This window comes from Acinetobacter piscicola (assembly GCF_015218165.1).
In the GTDB taxonomy this organism is placed as follows: Bacteria; Pseudomonadota; Gammaproteobacteria; order Pseudomonadales; family Moraxellaceae; genus Acinetobacter; species Acinetobacter piscicola_A.
Genome location: NZ_CP048659.1, coordinates 3,051,338 through 3,071,162, shown reverse-complemented (window position 1 = coordinate 3,071,162; position 19,825 = coordinate 3,051,338). Strand labels below are relative to the sequence as shown.

At 39.7% G+C, this 19,825-nt stretch carries 14 protein-coding genes, 2 tRNA genes and 3 rRNA genes; 13 read left to right on the top strand and 6 right to left on the bottom strand.

The genetic code is table 11. The features are described from left to right. Nucleotides 1-5 precede the first annotated feature (5 nt). Complete coding sequence (locus G0028_RS15140; protein ID WP_227554739.1) at nucleotides 6-509, bottom strand: YfiR family protein; 504 nt, start codon at nucleotides 507-509, stop codon at nucleotides 6-8. A gap of 595 nt (nucleotides 510-1,104) precedes the next feature. Here G0028_RS15140 and G0028_RS15135 point away from each other — a divergent pair. The 6 genes from G0028_RS15135 to G0028_RS15110 all read left to right on the top strand — a co-directional run bounded on the left by G0028_RS15135 (nucleotide 1,105) and on the right by G0028_RS15110 (nucleotide 7,126). Next, nucleotides 1,105-2,641: ribosomal RNA gene (locus G0028_RS15135) — 16S ribosomal RNA — on the top strand. Between the two features lie 59 nt (nucleotides 2,642-2,700). Beyond that, nucleotides 2,701-2,777: transfer RNA gene (locus G0028_RS15130), tRNA-Ile, on the top strand. 74 nt (nucleotides 2,778-2,851) lie between these two features. Beyond that, nucleotides 2,852-2,927: transfer RNA gene (locus G0028_RS15125), tRNA-Ala, on the top strand. 404 nt (nucleotides 2,928-3,331) lie between these two features. Next, nucleotides 3,332-6,224 (top strand): 23S ribosomal RNA (locus G0028_RS15120). A gap of 195 nt (nucleotides 6,225-6,419) precedes the next feature. Beyond that, nucleotides 6,420-6,534: ribosomal RNA gene (gene rrf, locus G0028_RS15115) — 5S ribosomal RNA — on the top strand. The 16S, 23S and 5S rRNA genes sit together here with 2 tRNA genes alongside, the layout of an rRNA operon. 196 nt (nucleotides 6,535-6,730) lie before the next feature. Next, entirely contained in the window at nucleotides 6,731-7,126 is a 396-nt protein-coding gene (locus tag G0028_RS15110) for a hypothetical protein (RefSeq protein WP_180047539.1), read from the top strand. A 340-nt stretch (nucleotides 7,127-7,466) separates the two neighbouring features. Here G0028_RS15110 and G0028_RS15105 read toward each other — a convergent pair whose 3' ends face one another. The 4 genes from G0028_RS15105 to G0028_RS15090 all read right to left on the bottom strand — a co-directional run bounded on the left by G0028_RS15105 (nucleotide 7,467) and on the right by G0028_RS15090 (nucleotide 10,736). Beyond that, nucleotides 7,467-8,210, bottom strand: coding sequence for an amino acid ABC transporter ATP-binding protein (locus tag G0028_RS15105; protein WP_174492124.1), 744 nt, complete (start codon nucleotides 8,208-8,210; stop codon nucleotides 7,467-7,469). An 11-nt stretch (nucleotides 8,211-8,221) separates the two neighbouring features. Continuing rightward, nucleotides 8,222-8,899, bottom strand: coding sequence for an amino acid ABC transporter permease (locus tag G0028_RS15100; RefSeq protein WP_130075045.1), 678 nt, complete (start codon nucleotides 8,897-8,899; stop codon nucleotides 8,222-8,224). Nucleotides 8,900-8,901: 2 nt separating this feature from the next. Next, on the bottom strand, nucleotides 8,902-9,744 hold the full coding sequence (locus G0028_RS15095; protein ID WP_174492125.1) for an amino acid ABC transporter permease: 843 nt from the start codon (nucleotides 9,742-9,744) through the stop codon (nucleotides 8,902-8,904). 92 nt (nucleotides 9,745-9,836) lie between these two features. After that, nucleotides 9,837-10,736 (bottom strand): amino acid ABC transporter substrate-binding protein, encoded by a 900-nt coding sequence (locus G0028_RS15090; protein ID WP_174492126.1) that lies wholly within the window; start codon nucleotides 10,734-10,736, stop codon nucleotides 9,837-9,839. 426 nt (nucleotides 10,737-11,162) lie between these two features. Between G0028_RS15090 and G0028_RS15085 the strand changes: the two genes are divergently transcribed. The 7 genes from G0028_RS15085 to hisC all read left to right on the top strand — a co-directional run bounded on the left by G0028_RS15085 (nucleotide 11,163) and on the right by hisC (nucleotide 18,310). Then, on the top strand, nucleotides 11,163-12,611 hold the full coding sequence (locus G0028_RS15085; protein ID WP_174492127.1) for an RNA polymerase factor sigma-54: 1,449 nt from the start codon (nucleotides 11,163-11,165) through the stop codon (nucleotides 12,609-12,611). Nucleotides 12,612-12,802: 191 nt separating this feature from the next. Next, nucleotides 12,803-13,141: a ribosome hibernation-promoting factor, HPF/YfiA family gene (gene hpf, locus G0028_RS15080; protein WP_180047538.1), complete on the top strand. Its 339-nt coding sequence runs from the start codon at nucleotides 12,803-12,805 to the stop codon at nucleotides 13,139-13,141. A gap of 143 nt (nucleotides 13,142-13,284) precedes the next feature. Continuing rightward, nucleotides 13,285-13,536: a BolA family iron metabolism protein IbaG gene (ibaG, locus tag G0028_RS15075; protein ID WP_111859958.1), complete on the top strand. Its 252-nt coding sequence runs from the start codon at nucleotides 13,285-13,287 to the stop codon at nucleotides 13,534-13,536. 6 nt (nucleotides 13,537-13,542) lie between these two features. Further along, nucleotides 13,543-14,802 carry a UDP-N-acetylglucosamine 1-carboxyvinyltransferase gene (gene murA, locus G0028_RS15070; RefSeq protein WP_130075050.1) on the top strand — a complete coding sequence of 420 codons (1,260 nt, stop codon included), beginning with the start codon at nucleotides 13,543-13,545 and terminating at the stop codon, nucleotides 14,800-14,802. A 4-nt stretch (nucleotides 14,803-14,806) separates the two neighbouring features. Then, on the top strand, nucleotides 14,807-15,508 hold the full coding sequence (gene hisG / locus G0028_RS15065) for an ATP phosphoribosyltransferase (protein ID WP_130075051.1): 702 nt from the start codon (nucleotides 14,807-14,809) through the stop codon (nucleotides 15,506-15,508). Between the two features lie 320 nt (nucleotides 15,509-15,828). Further along, nucleotides 15,829-17,118, top strand: a complete 1,290-nt coding sequence (gene hisD, locus G0028_RS15060) for a histidinol dehydrogenase (RefSeq protein WP_180047537.1) — start codon at nucleotides 15,829-15,831, stop codon at nucleotides 17,116-17,118. A gap of 94 nt (nucleotides 17,119-17,212) precedes the next feature. Continuing rightward, nucleotides 17,213-18,310 carry a histidinol-phosphate transaminase gene (gene hisC, locus G0028_RS15055; RefSeq protein WP_130075053.1) on the top strand — a complete coding sequence of 366 codons (1,098 nt, stop codon included), beginning with the start codon at nucleotides 17,213-17,215 and terminating at the stop codon, nucleotides 18,308-18,310. 62 nt (nucleotides 18,311-18,372) lie between these two features. Here hisC and G0028_RS15050 read toward each other — a convergent pair whose 3' ends face one another. Then, nucleotides 18,373-19,731 carry an anthranilate synthase component I family protein gene (locus G0028_RS15050; protein ID WP_180047536.1) on the bottom strand — a complete coding sequence of 453 codons (1,359 nt, stop codon included), beginning with the start codon at nucleotides 19,729-19,731 and terminating at the stop codon, nucleotides 18,373-18,375. Nucleotides 19,732-19,825: the final 94 nt, after the last annotated feature.

Below are 19,825 nucleotides of genomic sequence, written 5' to 3'. Positions count from 1 at the left end.
CTGTATTACTCCGAATTCTTAGCTAAGAGTAAAACACGAGGATCAACATGCACTTTAGCGCGTGCTAGGCTGTCTAAATTTACTTTAAAAATGGTATTGCCATTTTTTGTATTTTGTAAGCAAAAAGAACTTCCGATTTCACAATCATTATTACTTGTACTAAAAGACAGCATATTTGGTTTCAGTGAGCTATTAATTAATTTTTGCTCTGTTGAAGCGGATAGATTAGAAAAAAATACCGCATCACATTCAATATTTTTAAGCGCGTCATGTGAAATACTTTTTACACTAAACGGTGAATTTTGAGCTTTAATAGATAAACTGAATTGTTTGGCAGCATTATTATTATCTACCACGCATAAAGTAGGTGACTGATTATCCCACTTTGCATAACTTAAAATAGAAAGCGTCATCATATAAAAATTATGCGTAGAGTTTGCTAAAGAAAAATTACTGAAACTCAGTAAAACCCCTATAGCTAGAAACAGTCTAAATTTACTTAACTGCATAATCATAATGAAAGTGGAATAATAATATTTTTATTCTAATGAAAAAGGAGATATAGTTCAAAAAAAACTATGTAAATAGAAAAAATTTAGAAGATGGATTGTTAGTGATCATAGATATTAAAATTTAAATAGTATTTTATATGTACATAAAAATAATAAAAACATCTAAAATTGTAGAATAAATAAGCAAGCGATAAGCTTTTTAAAAAATAAATCAAAAAAGGGGTTGCGTCGTATCTGAAATACTGTAGAATGCACATCCATCGGCGGTGATGAAGATTAAAACTTCTGATAAAACAATGACTTGGTTGAATTGATTAAGTTGGGTTTTAGAAGGAAGGATTAAAAATAATTTTCATTACATGTTGACTTTCTAGAGATAGAGAGTAATATAGCCGACCTAGCTTGATGCTGACGAAGCATTAAGAAGATCATTAAGAGAATATGAAGAACAACTTGTGTGGATTTTTACTGGTTGATTGATCGAAATTATTTTCATTGATTGATGGTAGAAATTACTCGAAGTTTATTTGAGAAATTAAAGTCAGAAAATTGATGAGCCAAGATTTGTACCCTTATAGGTACTAATGATTTTAAACTGAAGAGTTTGATCATGGCTCAGATTGAACGCTGGCGGCAGGCTTAACACATGCAAGTCGAGCGGGGAAAGGTAGCTTGCTACTGGACCTAGCGGCGGACGGGTGAGTAATACTTAGGAATCTGCCTATTAGTGGGGGACAACGTTTCGAAAGGGACGCTAATACCGCATACGCCCTACGGGGGAAAGCAGGGGATCATTTGACCTTGCGCTAATAGATGAGCCTAAGTCGGATTAGCTAGTTGGTGGGGTAAAGGCCTACCAAGGCGACGATCTGTAGCGGGTCTGAGAGGATGATCCGCCACACTGGGACTGAGACACGGCCCAGACTCCTACGGGAGGCAGCAGTGGGGAATATTGGACAATGGGGGGAACCCTGATCCAGCCATGCCGCGTGTGTGAAGAAGGCCTTATGGTTGTAAAGCACTTTAAGCGAGGAGGAGGCTACTTTGGTTAATACCTAAAGATAGTGGACGTTACTCGCAGAATAAGCACCGGCTAACTCTGTGCCAGCAGCCGCGGTAATACAGAGGGTGCGAGCGTTAATCGGATTTACTGGGCGTAAAGCGTACGTAGGCGGCTTTTTAAGTCGGATGTGAAATCCCTGAGCTTAACTTAGGAATTGCATTCGATACTGGGGAGCTAGAGTATGGGAGAGGATGGTAGAATTCCAGGTGTAGCGGTGAAATGCGTAGAGATCTGGAGGAATACCGATGGCGAAGGCAGCCATCTGGCCTAATACTGACGCTGAGGTACGAAAGCATGGGGAGCAAACAGGATTAGATACCCTGGTAGTCCATGCCGTAAACGATGTCTACTAGCCGTTGGGGCCTTTGAGGCTTTAGTGGCGCAGCTAACGCGATAAGTAGACCGCCTGGGGAGTACGGTCGCAAGACTAAAACTCAAATGAATTGACGGGGGCCCGCACAAGCGGTGGAGCATGTGGTTTAATTCGATGCAACGCGAAGAACCTTACCTGGTCTTGACATAGTAAGAACTTTCCAGAGATGGATTGGTGCCTTCGGGAACTTACATACAGGTGCTGCATGGCTGTCGTCAGCTCGTGTCGTGAGATGTTGGGTTAAGTCCCGCAACGAGCGCAACCCTTTTCCTTATTTGCCAGCACTTCGGGTGGGAACTTTAAGGATACTGCCAGTGACAAACTGGAGGAAGGCGGGGACGACGTCAAGTCATCATGGCCCTTACGACCAGGGCTACACACGTGCTACAATGGTCGGTACAAAGGGTTGCTACCTAGCGATAGGATGCTAATCTCAAAAAGCCGATCGTAGTCCGGATTGGAGTCTGCAACTCGACTCCATGAAGTCGGAATCGCTAGTAATCGCGGATCAGAATGCCGCGGTGAATACGTTCCCGGGCCTTGTACACACCGCCCGTCACACCATGGGAGTTTGTTGCACCAGAAGTAGGTAGTCTAACCGCAAGGAGGACGCTTACCACGGTGTGGCCGACGACTGGGGTGAAGTCGTAACAAGGTAGCCGTAGGGGAACCTGCGGCTGGATCACCTCCTTAACGAAAGATTGACGATCGGTAAGAATCCACAACAAGTTGTTCTTCATTGAAGTATCTGAGGGTCTGTAGCTCAGTTGGTTAGAGCACACGCTTGATAAGCGTGGGGTCACAAGTTCAAGTCTTGTCAGACCCACCATTCTGACGAACACATTATTTAATTGAAAAATTAAATATTGAGTACAGGGAATTAGATATTTTAGATCTTAAGCTGGGGACTTAGCTTAGTTGGTAGAGCGCCTGCTTTGCACGCAGGAGGTCAGGAGTTCGACTCTCCTAGTCTCCACCACATTCTTACGGAATGTTAACTAGCTAATAAACAAGCAAATAAAATGATAGCTTATAGAGCTTAGTGATAAAGAAGCGTATAATACGCTGCATTGTTATTAAGCTCTGTGATTTATCACAGTTGACTGCGATCTGACGAAGACGTAGTGAATCATTAACAGAATATATTTGAGTTGAAATAAATTGTTCATACTCATTGAAATCAAAAACGAAGAAGCAATTCTAAGTTTGAGAGATTGATGAGTAACTAGCGATAAAACTGAATCAAGCGTTTTGGTATATGAATTTAGATTGAAGCTGTACGGTGCTTAAGTGCACAAGACGCCAACTGTATGATTGACTGAGTAATTGGTTGATCTGTTGCTCATCCTACTTGTAGGGATGAACGACTGTTTGGGGTTGTATAGTCAAGTAATTAAGTGCATGTGGTGGATGCCTTGGCAGTCAGAGGCGATGAAAGACGTAATAGCCTGCGATAAGCTTCGGGGAGGCGGCAAATATCCTGTGATCCGGAGATTTCTGAATGGGGAAACCCACTTACCATAAGGTAGGTATCGTATGATGAATACATAGTCATACGAGGCGAACGAGGGGAAGTGAAACATCTCAGTACCCTTAGGAAAAGAAATCAATTGAGATTCCCTCAGTAGCGGCGAGCGAACGGGGATCAGCCCATTAAGTTATATGTGTTTTAGCGGAACGCTCTGGGAAGTGCGACCGTAGAGGGTGATAGTCCCGTACACGAAAGGGCACATATAATGATGACGAGTAGGGCGAGGCACGTGAAACCTTGTCTGAATATGGGGGGACCATCCTCCAAGGCTAAATACTCCTGACTGACCGATAGTGAACCAGTACCGTGAGGGAAAGGCGAAAAGAACCCCTGTGAGGGGAGTGAAATAGATCCTGAAACCGCATGCATACAAGCAGTGGGAGCCGACTTGTTCGGTGACTGCGTACCTTTTGTATAATGGGTCAGCGACTTATATTCAGTAGCAAGGTTAACCGTATAGGGGAGCCGTAGAGAAATCGAGTCTTAATAGGGCGTATAGTTGCTGGGTATAGACCCGAAACCGGGTGATCTATCCATGAGCAGGTTGAAGGTTGGGTAACACTAACTGGAGGACCGAACCCACTGTCGTTGAAAAGCCAGGGGATGACTTGTGGATAGGGGTGAAAGGCTAATCAAACTCGGTGATAGCTGGTTCTCCCCGAAAGCTATTTAGGTAGCGCCTCGGACGAATACCATTGGGGGTAGAGCACTGTTTCGGCTAGGGGGTCATCCCGACTTACCAAACCGATGCAAACTCCGAATACCAATGAGTACTATCCGGGAGACAGACTGCGGGTGCTAACGTCCGTAGTCAAGAGGAAAACAATCCAGACCGCCAGCTAAGGTCCCAAAATCTATATTAAGTGGGAAACGATGTGGGAAGGCATAGACAGCTAGGAGGTTGGCTTAGAAGCAGCCACCCTTTAAAGAAAGCGTAATAGCTCACTAGTCGAGTCGGCCTGCGCGGAAGATGTAACGGGGCTAAAATATAGTACCGAAGCTGCGGATGTATACTATGTATACGTGGTAGGGGAGCGTTCTGTAAGCCGATGAAGGTGGATTGAGAAGTCTGCTGGAGGTATCAGAAGTGCGAATGCTGACGTGAGTAACGACAAAACGGGTGAAAAACCCGTTCGCTGAAAGACCAAGGGTTCCAGTCCAACGTTAATCGGGGCTGGGTGAGTCGACCCCTAAGGCGAGGCCGAGAGGCGTAGTCGATGGGAAATTGGTTAATATTCCAATACTTCTGTGTAATGCGATGAGAGGACGGAGAAGGTTAAGTCAGCCTGGCGTTGGTTGTCCAGGTGAAAGGTTGTAGGCATGTATCTTAGGCAAATCCGGGGTACTCTATGCTGAGAACTGATAGCAAGCTGTACTTGTACAGTAAAGTGGCTGATACCATACTTCCAAGAAAAGTCTCTAAGCTTCAGTTACACAGGAATCGTACCCGAAACCGACACAGGTGGTCAGGTCGAGTAGACCAAAGCGCTTGAGAGAACTCTGCTGAAGGAACTAGGCAAAATGGTACCGTAACTTCGGGAGAAGGTACGCTGCTTTTGGTGATGGAACTTGCTTCCTGAGCTGAGAGCAGCCACAGAAACTAGGCCCCTGCAACTGTTTATTAAAAACATAGCACTCTGCAAACACGAAAGTGGACGTATAGGGTGTGATGCCTGCCCGGTGCTGGAAGGTTAATTGATGGGGTTAGCGTAAGCGAAGCTCTTGATCGAAGCCCCAGTAAACGGCGGCCGTAACTATAACGGTCCTAAGGTAGCGAAATTCCTTGTCGGGTAAGTTCCGACCTGCACGAATGGCATAATGATGGGGGCGCTGTCTCCAGCAGAGGCTCAGTGAAATCGAAATCGCCGTGAAGATGCGGTGTACCCGCGGCTAGACGGAAAGACCCCGTGAACCTTTACTGCAGCTTGACATTGAACTTTGATCTTACTTGTGTAGGATAGGTGGGAGGCTTTGAAACCGAGACGCTAGTTTCGGTGGAGCCAATCTTGAAATACCACCCTGGTAATATTGAGGTTCTAACTCTGTCCCGTGATCCGGGACGAGGACCATGTCTGGTGGGTAGTTTGACTGGGGCGGTCTCCTCCTAAAGAGTAACGGAGGAGTACGAAGGTGCGCTCAGCGTGGTCGGAAATCACGCGTAGAGTATAAAGGCAAAAGCGCGCTTAACTGCGAGACCCACAAGTCGAGCAGGTACGAAAGTAGGTCTTAGTGATCCGGTGGTTCTGTATGGAAGGGCCATCGCTCAACGGATAAAAGGTACTCTGGGGATAACAGGCTGATACCGCCCAAGAGTTCATATCGACGGCGGTGTTTGGCACCTCGATGTCGGCTCATCTCATCCTGGGGCTGAAGCAGGTCCCAAGGGTATGGCTGTTCGCCATTTAAAGAGGTACGCGAGCTGGGTTTAGAACGTCGTGAGACAGTTCGGTCCCTATCTACCGTGGGCGCTGGAAATTTGAGAGGATCTGCTCCTAGTACGAGAGGACCAGAGTGGACGAACCTCTGGTGTACCGGTTGTGACGCCAGTCGCATCGCCGGGTAGCTATGTTCGGAAGGGATAACCGCTGAAAGCATCTAAGCGGGAAGCCTACCTCAAGATAAGATTTCCCTAGGACTTTATGTCCTCTAAAGAGCCGTTGAAGACTACGACGTTGATAGGTTGGATGTGGAAGTGCAGCGATGCATGAAGCTGACCAATACTAATTGCTCGTGAGGCTTGACTATACAACACCCAAACAGTTGTTGTATAAACTGAAATCGATTCATATCTGATCTAACAGTCAGATCAAACCTTGATTTAGTTCAAAAGCTAGTTACAATAGCAACTCAAATTATCCTGTTAATAACTCATTTGGAAAAAGCATTGGCATACACTGAAAAGTGAATAAATAAGACCAAAGCAAGTATCCATAACAGTTTGCTGGCGACAATAGCAAGAGTGAACCACCTGATCCCTTCCCGAACTCAGAAGTGAAACCTCTTAGCGCTGATGGTAGTGTGGGATTACCCATGTGAGAGTAAGTCATCGCCAGCTTTTAAATTTAAACACCCTCAACTGAAAGGTTGGGGGTGTTTTTTATTGTTGTGAGGTTTAAGGCAAATTAATCAAAAATATGTAGTATATGCTTAGAACTATATTAATGATTTATTATTTTTTGTTGTCTAGTATTTGTTGTGTAAAAAATAATCAACAAGAATTTGAGAATACTAAAATATATCAAGGTGAATATATGAATGAACAAAAAAATGAAATAATGACTGTACAAATGTTTTTAGAAACAGTAAAAAATAGAATCCTAAATAGGGATGAACAGCATGATTTTCTTGCTGAAGCAAAATCAGTTAACATGACTGATGGTGGATTTTGGTATGAATATACAGAAATACTTAGATCATTACCCCCGTCCAATAATATGGATTTAAGACCAAATGGTTCTTTGATGGCAGCAGAATATGCATCTAGTCGTTGTTATGAGCTTATGCCGAATATTCCTGGTGCATTGGCTGAAAGAATCTTAGTTTTGGAAATGCTTACTTATGGACTGGGATCAGTGATTAGTACAGGTTTTAATCCCTTTGCAGAAGATTTGCAGAAGATACGCCTCATTTTCATCAACGGTTTTTAAATGCACGTGATGCGTATAGAGCAATTGTGATTGATGCAACACAAAAAATTCCTGAAGATGCTTGATTTCTTGAAAAGAAATTACAACTTGAAGAAGATTATGGATTAGGAGAGTAAAATAAGTCATTCATTATCAAATGAAAGTGAAAAAGCCTTTAAAAAAATTTGAATTAATAAATAGGTAGGAACATTGTTAATCTTAAAAAAGATAAGCTTTAAATAAATCATTTGAAAAATGATAGTCTACATTGATGGTGAAGTGGTATTTTGCAGTGTGATCAAATCAATATAAGAAAAAACCCCGAATAAATCGAGGTTATTATTTTACAAATTAAAAGTAATTAATGGACTGCCGATATTTTCTCTAAGAAAAATTTGGTGCGTTCGTGACGTTCTTCAGGTTTGTGGAAAAAGTCATTGGTTGCACAATCTTCTAAAATTTTACCTTGATCCATAAAGATGACACGATTTGAAACTTTACGGGCAAAGCCCATTTCGTGAGTGACGCACATCATGGTCATGCCTTCTTTAGCAAGTTGGCTCATCACTTCTAAAACTTCACCCACCATTTCAGGGTCAAGTGCAGAAGTTGGTTCATCAAATAACATGCAGACGGGATCCATACAAAGTCCACGTGCAATGGCAACACGTTGTTGTTGACCCCCTGAAAGCTGACCGGGGAATTTATTTTTATGGGCAGCTAAACCAACACGATCTAAATATTGTAATGCTTTCTTTTCAGCGTCTGCTTTAGAACGATTTAAAACCTTAATTTGTCCAATGGTTAAATTATCCAAAACTGTCATATGTGGGAATAATTCAAAATGTTGAAACACCATACCAACACGAGAACGGAATTTAGCTAAATCAGTTTTTGGGTCTTTGAGTGCAGTGCCATCAACGATGATATTGCCTTGTTGGAACGGTTCTAAAGCATTTACAGTTTTGATTAATGTTGATTTTCCTGAACCTGATGGACCGCATACAACGACAACTTCTCCTTTTTCAATTGATGTGCTGCAATCTGTAAGGACTTGAAAGTCACCGTACCATTTTGAGATTTGTTGTATTTCTATCATTGGCATATGGATTCTCCTTATCTGATGATTGCTATTTTTTGATGTAAACGTTTCACTAAGCGTGATAGCGTAAAAGAAATACAGAAATAAATGACTGCAACCAATAAATAGAACATTGCTTTTGTTTCTGAGCCATATGTGTTGGCTAAAGTATTGGCATTTCCTAAAAAGTCAGGTGCACTGATCACATAAACTAACGATACATCTTGGAAAAGAACGATAGATTGAGTGAGTAAAATGGGAAGCATGTTGCGGAATGCTTGCGGTAAGATTACATTGGACATGGTTTGTCCGTAAGTGAAACCAAGTGCATAGCCTGCATTCACTTGTCCTTTAGATACCGATTGAATCCCTGAGCGGACAATTTCAGAAAAGAAAGCTGCTTCAAAAATTGCAAATGTTACGACACTCGAAAATAATGGCCCCCAGTAGGTATCTGATTGAAATTCAAAAAATTTAGGTAATAAAAAGTAGAAAATGAAGATGACTTGAATTAGTGGTACACCACGAAAGAAATCTACGTACACTTTTGCAAAATTACTCGCAACTTTATTATTTGATAAGCGCATCATTGCTAATGGTGTGCCGATCAGAATCCCACCAATGATGGAAAGAATAGTCACTGTTAAAGTAAATTTAAACCCAGCAATGAGTGTTTGAATCACATCTTGATTTTGTAATACACTGAAATCCATGACTATTTACCTCCCGAACCTAGACCAGGAACAGCCATTCGTTTTTCAATCCAAGCCATAATGAGTTTAATGGTATAGGTGATTACGAGATAAACTGGAGTCGAAAGAATTAAAATGACAATATCTTGAGAGGTTTCTTCACGCATGGTTTTGGTATAAGCAAAGAAATTTAAAATACTGAGCGCATAAAGTACGGCAGAATTTTTGAAAATATTCATTGCTTCAGAGGTTAATGTTGGCCAAACGATGCGATATGCGACAGGTAAAATGACATAACGGTAACTTTGACTTTGATTCAAACCAATGGCAAAAGCAGCATTTTTTTGACCACGTGAAACCGTATTAATGCCTGAACGTACTTGCTCTGCAATACGTGCGGCAGTATATAGACCTAACGCGAATACTCCGACCACTGCGGGATTATCATTTAGTAGGTTTTGCCACCATCCGCCATGTACCATTTCTCCGCTGCCTGTACTTAGACTGAGTGGTAATAGTTCAGGGAAGACAAAAGCCCAAAAAAATAGTTGAACTATAAGTGGAATATTTCGGAACAATTCGACATAACAAGTCCCCATAAATGCCAATGGTTTATTGGGGAGTGTGCGAAGAATACCGATTAATGAACCCAGAATAAAAGCGATAAAAAAAGCAGCAACGGCTGTCCAAACCATTGTCCAAACACCTGAACCGAGCAGTTGTAACCAAGTTGGTGCATCTGCGACAGGTGAATAACTTTCACCTCCAATGACTTTACAGACGGATTCAGCCCAAGCAGATTTATCTAAACTATATTCATTTGAGGGGAGGCAATAAGCCGTCCAATTAAGTGAGCCAACTGACATGTGTGCTCCTTTGATTTTATAATCTTGAAATAGATATAGATCAACATACAAAAATGTATATTGATCTATAAGGTTTTATTTTTTATAAAGTATTAATTAATACCCGTATCATTTGGTTTTGCCATCAGGTTTTTATACGAAGAACTCATTGGCATATTCATATTGACATTTTTTGGTGGAATTGGTGACAAGAACCATTTTTTATACAATGCTGCCATTTGCCCATTTTTCCACATGCCTGTCACCACACGATCTGCAATCGCTTTGTATGCAGCATCACCTTTTGGAATCATGATGCCATACGGTTCGGAAGATAATATAGGTCCTACAATTTTGAAATCTTTAGGATTTGATGACTTAGCAATTAATCCTGCCAAAATATTATCATCCATGACAAAAGCAGCAGCTCGACCAGAAGCTACCATAGCAAATGAGTCAGAATGGTCTTTGCCATAGACATTGTTGACATTCACTTTTTGACCTTTTTCCCCCATTTTGATGTATTTATCAGAGGTCGTCCCTTGAGTAGTCACAACTGCTTTGCCATTTAAATCAGCAATAGTTTTGATTGGGGAGTTGGCTTTGACAACCATACGTACTTCGGTTGCGTAATAGTTGGTTGAAAAACTAACCTGCTGTTGGCGCTGAATAGAGTTAGTGGTTGTACCACACTCCATGTCAATGTTGCCTGCGAGCATTTCTGGAATACGCGTTGAAGATGTAACTGCTTTATATTCAACTTTTAAATTGGGTAATTTGAGATCTTTTTTCAGTTGATTTGCAAAGTTATTACAAATATCAACAGCATAGCCCAATGGTTTGCCACCTACAACATAAGAGATTGGATCGGAGGATTCACGATATCCAATTACAACTTTGCCTGAAGTTTTGATTTTAGCCAAAGTATCTGCTGCTTGTACTTGAGAAAATGCACCGCCTGCGATCAAAATACCTAATGTTGTTGTAAATACTTGCTTTGAAATTTTTTTCATTCTGATCTCTCCAATCATATTTATTTATGTCATGCATAGATGCTGCATTAAAAATAAAGCATTTAACATGCCAATCGTTTTATTTAGAAATATAGATCCTTGATATTTCTTTATGCATTCATTTTTATACGTTCATTTCTCAGAAGTAAAGCGATAAAACATATAAATTGTGTGCTTCTTTAGTCGAAAGAAGATCAGTCTAAGTGGTGTTGAATGTTTTTAAAATTGAGAAATCATATGTTTTGGATCTTTGATTTGCAAAATAGGATGAATTTTCCATTTATTTTGAATAAATGATTCATTTTATAGGTAAAGCTTTTGGTGAAAGGAATGATTTTTGCTAGGCGCTGTTGAATTCTTATGCTATAACAATAAAAAGGCATGATTTTTGCTTAGTATAGAATGTGATTTTGAGGATGTCGCTAAATGAAGTTATCAGTCGGGTTAAAAGTTGCAAATACGTTGTCATTAACACCACAACTGCAACAAGCAATTCGATTGTTACAATTGTCGAGTTTGGAACTTGAGCAGGAAATTCAAATTCAGCTCGATAGCAACCCTTTACTTGAAAAAGTAGAGGAAGAATCATCCACTGAAAGTTTAGAACAATTACAAGAACAAGATTCAAAAGATTTAACCAATGAATTAAATGCAGACCATCTACCTGATGAATTACCTGTCGATACGGATTGGGATGATGTTTATACCCATCAATCTACTGCGATGGAGCGTCCAGAATTTGAAGAACGAGAAGATAATCGTGAAGGTCATACATCACTGAAAGAGCATATGTTGGTGCAAATTAATTTACTACACTTTTCACCTGTGGATAAATTAATCGCCTATTGTATTGTCGATGCATTGGATGAAAAAGGCTTTTTGGATGCTACAATTTCTGAGATTATACAGTCGGTTGCGCATATATTGACGCAAATGGATTATGATATTGAAGTTGAAGAAGATGAGGTTTTAGTCGTATTGAAGCATATTCAACGTCTAGAGCCAGTAGGGGTGGGATCGCGTCATTTGGCTGAATGTTTGTCTTTGCAAGTTGAAGCTTTACCGCATGGGACATTGTATAAAAATGAAGCCGCTATCTTATTAAAATATTATGAACTTTTGGTCAATAATGAATTACCAAAATTACTTAAACAAACAGGTTTAAATACCGAGCAATTAAAATCTGCCGTTGAGTTGTTAAAAACTTTAAAAGCTTATCCAGGGGCAGAGTTTGCCGAAAAAGATTCAGATTATCAAATTCCTGATGTTGTTGTATCAAAAAAAAATGGGCATTGGCATGTGCAGTTGAATCCTGACATTTTGCCTAAGTTGCGAATTAATTCATTCTATTCAGGTATGATTAAGCGTGCTGATCAAAGTGATGATAATCAATATTTACGCAATCAAATGTTGGAAGCGAAAAACTTTATTAAAAGTGTAGATGAACGCCATAAGACTTTATTAAAAGTGGCAAGTTGTATCGTGCAACATCAACGTGAGTTTTTGGAAATTGGTGCAGAAGGGATGAAACCTTTGGTACTGCGTGATGTGGCAGAGGAAGTAGAGTTGCATGAGTCTACGGTATCTCGTGTCACGACCAATAAGTACCTGCTTACGCCTCGGGGTTTATTTGAGTTGAAATATTTCTTTTCAAGTCATGTAGGGACGACTTCGGGTGGCGAGGCATCTTCTACTGCGATTCGAGCAAAAATTAAAAAATTAGTTGCCGAAGAAAATCCACGTAAGCCTTTGTCTGATAATACAATTGCAAATATGTTGAAAGAGGATGGGATCGATGTGGCACGTAGGACAGTTGCAAAGTATCGTGAATCTTTAAATATTCCATCATCTTCTGATCGAAAAGTCTTGATCTAAATTTAAAAATGTGACTATTCTAGAGATTCATTATGACGATTTGACGAAAATAATGAATCTCTTTTTTAGTTTTGGAGTAGTCTAAATGATTGCATGATGTAATAAACGCAGAATTTTCCTAAGTGAATTCTGTCATTCGATCATTTCGGCTATGACGTGTCACATCCTTTGGTAAGGAGAGGGTTATAATTATGCAAATTACAATTCGTGGACATCATTTAAGTATTACACCCGCGATTGAGGATGATATTCGTGGGAAATTTGCTCAGATGGTGAAGCATCTTGATCAAGTGAATAGTATGCAAGTCAAACTGAGTAAAGATCACCAATTAGACAAAATCTCTAAAAAAGGCAGTGCCAATCATATCGCTGAGGCAATTGTGCGTTTACCTGGCGTAGAGTTATTTGCGCAAGCAACAGCAGATGATATGTATACTTCTATTAAAAAATTAACTGAAAAATTAAAAAAACAATTGCAGCGACATCGTAAAATGCAGCTCGATTCTTCACCTATTTTGATTGCAGAATGATCAATATATTCACTTGCAAAAGAGGTTGAAAAAGACCTCTTTTTTTTATCAATAATTTTTGTACAAGATAATGAATTATTTTGATGAGTTTATAGTAAAATACTCGGTTTTTACACTGACAGTCCTATAATGAGGTCGATGCCATGAATAGTGAACAGCTCACTGAAATCCTTAAAGCAGCTTTTCCTGATGCTGAAGTCGCTGTCAGTGGACAAGCAGGTAAGTTTGATCTACGTATTGTCGATGAGCAATTTGAAGGTAAACGCCCAGTTGCTCGTCAACAAACTGTTTATCAACCGCTCAATTCTTATATTGCGAGTGGTGAAGTACATGCTGTAACTATTCGTGCAATGACTAAAGAAGAATGGCGCAAAGCCAGTATGTTTGGAGCTTAAGCGTCAATGGATAAATTTGTCATTCAAGGTGGTGCAAAGATTGAAGGTGAAGTGCGTATTTCTGGTGCGAAAAATGCAGCTTTACCTTTGTTAGCGGCAATGATTCTTGCTGATACCCCTATTACGCTCAAAAATGTTCCAAATCTAAAAGATGTGAGAACATTGGTTAAGTTAATCAGTGGTTTAGGCATTACCATGAGCTATGAAGGCGAAACGGTTATTGCAGACACGTCTACTTTAGATAATCAGTTTGCACCTTATGAATTGGTTAAAACGATGCGTGCATCAATTTTGGTGCTCGGTCCATTATTGGCACGTTATGGTAGTGCGAAAGTTTCATTGCCAGGCGGATGCGCGATCGGTTCACGCCCTGTCGACCAGCATTTAAAAGCATTAGAAGCTTTAGGTGCACACATTGAGGTTGAAAATGGCTATGTTATCGCGAGTGTTGACGGTCGTTTAAAAGGTGGTGAAGTTATCTTTGATATGGTGACTGTGGGGGGGACGGAAAATATCCTCACTGCTGCAGTGCTTGCAGATGGTGTAACGACGATTCGTAATGCGGCACGTGAACCTGAAATCACAGACCTTGCACAAATGCTTATTAAAATGGGTGCGAAAATTGAAGGTTTAGACACAGATACTTTAGTCGTGACGGGCGTTGAAAGCCTACATGGTTGTGAGTATTCAGTGGTTGCTGATCGTATTGAAACCGGTTCATATTTAGCTGCTGCTGCAATTACAGGCGGTAAGGTAAAAACCACACATACAGATCCAAACCTACTTGAAGCTGTATTAGACAAGTTTGAAGAAATGGGCGCAGAAGTGACCCGTGGTGATGATTGGATCGAATTGGATATGATGGGTAAACGTCCAAAAGCGGTGAGCTTTCGGACTTTACCGCATCCAGATTTTCCAACAGATATGCAAGCACAGATCATGGCAGTCAATGCGATTGGTCGTGGTTTTGCAACAATTTCAGAAACGATTTTTGAAAATCGTTTTATGCATGTGCCTGAGTTGGCACGTATGGGTGCAAATATTCAGGTCGAAGGTAATGATGCTGTAGTCACGGGTGTGGAAAAATTATCTGCAGCACCTGTGATGGCAACAGACTTGCGTGCCTCATTTTCTTTAGTTTTAGCAGCTTTAGTTGCTGAAGGTGAAACCACAATTGATCGTATTTATCACATCGATCGTGGCTATGAGAATATTGAAGCAAAATTGCAAGCTCTGGGTGTCCAAATTAAGCGAGTGAGCGAGTAAGTTAATGAGCGATATGAGAAACGATGATCCAAACTTTGACGTCATGGGTAATTTTGATCATGGTTTAACTTTAGCATTGAGTAAAGGTCGTATTTTAAAAGAGACATTGCCTTTACTTGAAACAGCTGGAATTAACTTATTGGAAGATCCTGATAAATCTCGTAAGTTAATTTTTCCAACGACCCATAAACAAGTGCGTATCTTGATTTTACGTGCTTCTGATGTACCGACTTATGTCGAAAATGGTGCAGCGGATATTGGTGTTGCAGGTAAAGATGTATTGATGGAGCATGGCGCGCAAAATGTGTATGAACCATTAGATTTAAAAATTGCCAACTGTAAGTTAATGACAGCGGGTAAAGTTGGCATGGTTCGTCCGAAAGGTCGTTTAAAAATTGCCACTAAATATGTCAACTTAACTCGTCAATACTATGCAAGCTTAGGTGAGCAAGTGGATGTGATTAAACTTTACGGCTCAATGGAATTAGCCCCACTGGTCGGTTTAGGTGATTACATCGTCGATGTGGTGGATACAGGAAATACTTTACGTGCCAATGGTTTAGAGCCTTTGGAAGAGATTTGCAAAGTATCTTCACGCTTGATTGTCAATAAAGCTAGCTTTAAACGTAAACAGACGTTGTTAAATCCAATTCTTGCACAACTTGAAAAAGCTGTTGAAGAACGTGAAAATGCGAAAAAAGCTTAAATAGATTTAAGTGTAAATGACCGTCCAAAAGGGCGGTTTTTTATTGTTTTAAACACTTATGAAGATGAAATAAAGTGGTCATTTTCATTGAACTCATCTGTTATTGTTGGAAGGTATGATGCTTTGAAGTGGTGAATGTATTCAGAAGATGAAAGAGATCATCCTGATACGCATGCATAATTTTAATAGAAATAGATATTTCCTATTTAATGAAAAGCATTTTCCTGTCACATTCCTTATTTTCATGATGAATCCTTACCCACAAATCACCTAAAACAAGGTAAACTAAATCTTTACTAATTAACCTTGTGGGTAAATAGATGCGCCGTTTATCGACTCAAGAGCAGAACTTCAAACAAGTCTTTGCTGATTTGTTGGCTTTTGAAACAGTGAGTGATCCTGAGCTTTTAAAAACAGTAGACCAAATTATTGCAGATGTACGCCAACATGGTGATGCACATGTACTGAAACTCACTCAACAGTTCGATCGACATCCAGCGCATCAATTTTCAGATTTAGAACTGTCACAAGAGCAACTTAAGGCTGCATTTGAAGGTTTAAGTACTGAAGTACGTGAAGCTTTGGAAATGGCTGCTAATCGTGTACGTGAATTCCACCAAGCCCAAAAGCAAGATGGTTGGACTTATGTCGATGCTTTGGGTAATACACTCGGTCAAAAAGTTACACCTTTAGATCGTGTGGGTATTTATGTCCCTGGCGGTTTGGCTTCTTATCCATCTTCAGTGCTTATGAATGCTGTACCTGCACATGTAGCAGGTGTGCAAGAAATTATCATGGTGGTTCCAGCACCAAATGGAGATTTAAATCCATTAGTATTGGCTGCAGCATATCTTGCAGGTGTGCATCGTGTATTTACTATAGGTGGAGCACAAGCAGTTGCTGCACTCGCTTATGGTACTGAGACTATTCCTCAAGTGGATAAAATTACAGGACCAGGAAACCGCTTCGTGGCTGCGGCAAAACGCGCCGTGTTTGGTCAAGTTGGTATTGACATGATAGCAGGACCTTCTGAAATTTTAGTCTATGCAGAAGGTAAAAATAACGCTGAATGGTTAGCCATGGATTTATTGTCACAGGCTGAGCATGATACAGTTGCGCAAGCAGTATTCATTACACCTGATGAACAACTTTTAACTGAAGTTGGGCAATGGATTGAAAAGCATTTAGAAGCCTTACCGAAAGCAGATATTGCACGAACATCAATTGAAAATCGTGGTGCATTGGTTCTCGTGAAAGACCGAGCTGAAGGTGCGGAGCTGATTAACCAAGTTGCACCTGAACATTTGATGCTTTGTTTGGACGAAGCTGAGAAAATGTCAGAAAGCATTCGCCATGCAGGTGCGATCTTTATGGGACGTTATACGCCTGAAGCGATTGGTGATTACTGTGCAGGGCCAAACCACGTATTACCAACATCAGGTACAGCACGATTCTCATCACCTTTAGGTGTGTATGACTTCCAAAAGCGTTCAAGTTTGATCATGTGCTCTGAGCAAGGTGTGAAAACTTTAGCCAAAACTGCAGATATTCTTGCGCAGCAAGAAAACTTGGATGCACACGCGAGATCTGCACGTTATCGTTATAAATAAGTTATTACCTAAATAATGAAGTATTGAGTGTTCCTCTCCCTTTAGGATGAGTAGCGAAGCTACGCAAGAGGAGAGGGAGCATAGAGAAAATAAAATGCCAAATATTACCTCTGAACAAATGCGTTTTTGGAGTCCTGATGTACGTGAGCTAGAGCCGTATACGCCTGGTGAACAACCAAAAATTCAAAATATTTTAAAATTGAATACCAATGAAAATCCATACCCGCCATCACCCAAAGTAGTTGCTGCAGTGCAAGCGGTATTGGAAAATTCAGCGGATGCCTTACGTTTATATCCAGATCCTGATGCAACAGCACTAAAACAAGCTATCGCAAATCAACAACATGTCGATATTTCAAATGTCTTTGTTGGAAATGGCTCGGATGAAGTCTTAGCACATATTTTTAAAGCATTTTTTGTGCAAGATAAACCGATTTTATATCCAGATATTACCTATAGTTTTTATCCTGTTTATAGTCAGTTTTTTGGTATTGCAACGAATACTAAAATTTTGCCTTTAAATGATGATTTTGAAATTGTCGTAGATGATTATAAGCAACCGAATGGTGGCATTATCATTACTAATCCCAATGCACCAACCAGTATTGCATTAGGATTATCTGCAATTGAAGAAGTTCTACAAGCAAATCCTGATTCAGTGGTTTTGATTGATGAAGCTTATGTAGATTTTGGTGCAGAATCTGCGGTAAGTTTAGTTGAAAAGTACGAAAACTTAGTGGTATGCCAAACAACGTCTAAATCACGTTCATTGGCAGGATTGCGAGTTGGTTTTGCCATTGCACAACCGCATTTGATTGCAGCACTTGAAGCAGTTAAAAATAGTTTTAACTCCTATCCGATTGATCGCTTTGCTATCGCTGCGGCTGTGGCATCATTTGAGGATCAAGCTTATTTTGAACAACAAAATCAAAAAGTCATCGATAGTCGTGAGAAATTGACGGCTCAATTGGTTGAAATTGGCTTTAAGGTTCTCCCTTCAAGTGCGAACTTTATTTTTGCATCTTTGCCAACGAAAGATGCGGGCGAATTAGCAGGCAAATTGCGTGAACAAGGTATTATTGTGCGTTATTTCAATAAACCACGCATCAACCAATTTTTACGTATCACCATTGGTACGGATGAACAAAATCAACGCTTAGTCGATACGTTAAAAAAAGATATTTTAGCTTGAAGTTTAAAGCTTCCTAAAACTTTTATTGCAAAAAAGCGAATCCTAGGATTCGCTTTTTTATTTTAAGATTCAGGTGTATACCATGTATTCAGTAGATCGAGCATCGCAGACACTTTATCAAAACATTCCTGATATTCAGCATCACAATCGGATGCGATTGTGATGCCACCGCCTGCCCATAAAGACACATCTTCTTGAAATTTTTGAACTGTACGAATCAAGATGTTCCAAGAGCCTGTGCCATCAAAATTAAAATAACCCATTGAACCACAATATGCCCCACGTGGTGCACCTTCGAGTTCTTCAATGATTTGCATGGCACGAATTTTAGGGGCTCCTGTAATGGACCCTCCTGGAAGCGCAGATAGCAACATATCAAAGGGATTAACATCATTTTTTAAGGTTGCAGTGACTTCACTGACCATATGGTGCACTTGATTAAAAGATTCAATATTAAACAGTTTAGGGGTTTTTACTGTACCTGTTTCAGCATAAACACTTAGATCATTACGCAATAAATCGACAATCATGACATTTTCAGCCTGATCTTTTTGTGAATGTATTAAGGTGTTTTTTGATTGTTCGTCTAATATTGGATCATCATAGCGTGGCATCGTACCTTTAATGGGTTTAGTTATGATTTTTCGATGGGATTCAAAATCAATAAATAATTCAGGTGAACAACTTAATAATTCAAACTCATTGATTTTTAAATAACCAGAATAAGGTGCATGAGTTAATGTCCAAAAATGATCAGCTGTATCAATTAAACGACCTTGAGCTTTAGCTTTAAACTCTTGTGTAAGATTAATTTGATAACAATCACCTGCTTTAATATAATCATGTATCTTATTAAAATTTTGATTATATTGTTGTTTTGACCATCTTTCTTGGCAGCTCTGCATTAATTTAAATGCATGAATATGTTTTTGCTGAGAGTTTAATTTAGCTTGAATAATGTCAAAAATATGTGCTGCATTTTCTTCGGAACTATAAAAAATCCATTTTCCCTGAATGTATTTTAAATAACTTTCATATTGACCTAAAAATAAATTTGGCTGTGATTTTAATTGATTATTAATATGAAGTTGGGCGGATAAATTATAATCAATAAATCCAATATATCCGCCATTAAATTGTTTGTTATCAGATGAGTTTGTATTTATATTTTTAAAATTGATAAAGTTTTTAATATTTAAAATACTACCTGTGAGAAGGTACTCAAAATGAGTGATTCGTTCATAAATGCTATATTGTCCCGCTTGTTTTATAACATACTGAACAGGTAAAACGGCAATGATAGGTTGATGATTATTTTCTAGATAAACACAACCCAATAGATCATTCAGTTTTTGTAAAATAACAGCGGGTGTTAAATCTGTGATATCTAAATTTTTGCAGAAAATAGATTGAGTTAGCATCTTGTCAACTAATAAAACGGTTAATGAGATTATACGATATTTTTTGTACACTCGGTCACAAAAATACCGCTTATCGGGAACTTTAACTTTTTAG

Bases quoted from the DNA above. Each gene is read 5' to 3' on its own strand.
- G0028_RS15140 (WP_227554739.1), bottom strand. From the start codon at position 509: ATGCAGTTAAGTAAATTTAGACTGTTTCTAGCTATAGGGGTTTTACTG.
- G0028_RS15110 (WP_180047539.1), top strand. From the start codon at position 6,731: ATGAATGAACAAAAAAATGAAATAATGACTGTACAAATGTTTTTAGAA.
- G0028_RS15105 (WP_174492124.1), bottom strand. From the start codon at position 8,210: ATGCCAATGATAGAAATACAACAAATCTCAAAATGGTACGGTGACTTT.
- G0028_RS15100 (WP_130075045.1), bottom strand. From the start codon at position 8,899: ATGGATTTCAGTGTATTACAAAATCAAGATGTGATTCAAACACTCATT.
- G0028_RS15095 (WP_174492125.1), bottom strand. From the start codon at position 9,744: ATGTCAGTTGGCTCACTTAATTGGACGGCTTATTGCCTCCCCTCAAAT.
- G0028_RS15090 (WP_174492126.1), bottom strand. From the start codon at position 10,736: ATGAAAAAAATTTCAAAGCAAGTATTTACAACAACATTAGGTATTTTG.
- G0028_RS15085 (WP_174492127.1), top strand. From the start codon at position 11,163: ATGAAGTTATCAGTCGGGTTAAAAGTTGCAAATACGTTGTCATTAACA.
- hpf (WP_180047538.1), top strand. From the start codon at position 12,803: ATGCAAATTACAATTCGTGGACATCATTTAAGTATTACACCCGCGATT.
- ibaG (WP_111859958.1), top strand. From the start codon at position 13,285: ATGAATAGTGAACAGCTCACTGAAATCCTTAAAGCAGCTTTTCCTGAT.
- murA (WP_130075050.1), top strand. From the start codon at position 13,543: ATGGATAAATTTGTCATTCAAGGTGGTGCAAAGATTGAAGGTGAAGTG.
- hisG (WP_130075051.1), top strand. From the start codon at position 14,807: ATGAGCGATATGAGAAACGATGATCCAAACTTTGACGTCATGGGTAAT.
- hisD (WP_180047537.1), top strand. From the start codon at position 15,829: ATGCGCCGTTTATCGACTCAAGAGCAGAACTTCAAACAAGTCTTTGCT.
- hisC (WP_130075053.1), top strand. From the start codon at position 17,213: ATGCCAAATATTACCTCTGAACAAATGCGTTTTTGGAGTCCTGATGTA.
- G0028_RS15050 (WP_180047536.1), bottom strand. From the start codon at position 19,731: ATGCTAACTCAATCTATTTTCTGCAAAAATTTAGATATCACAGATTTA.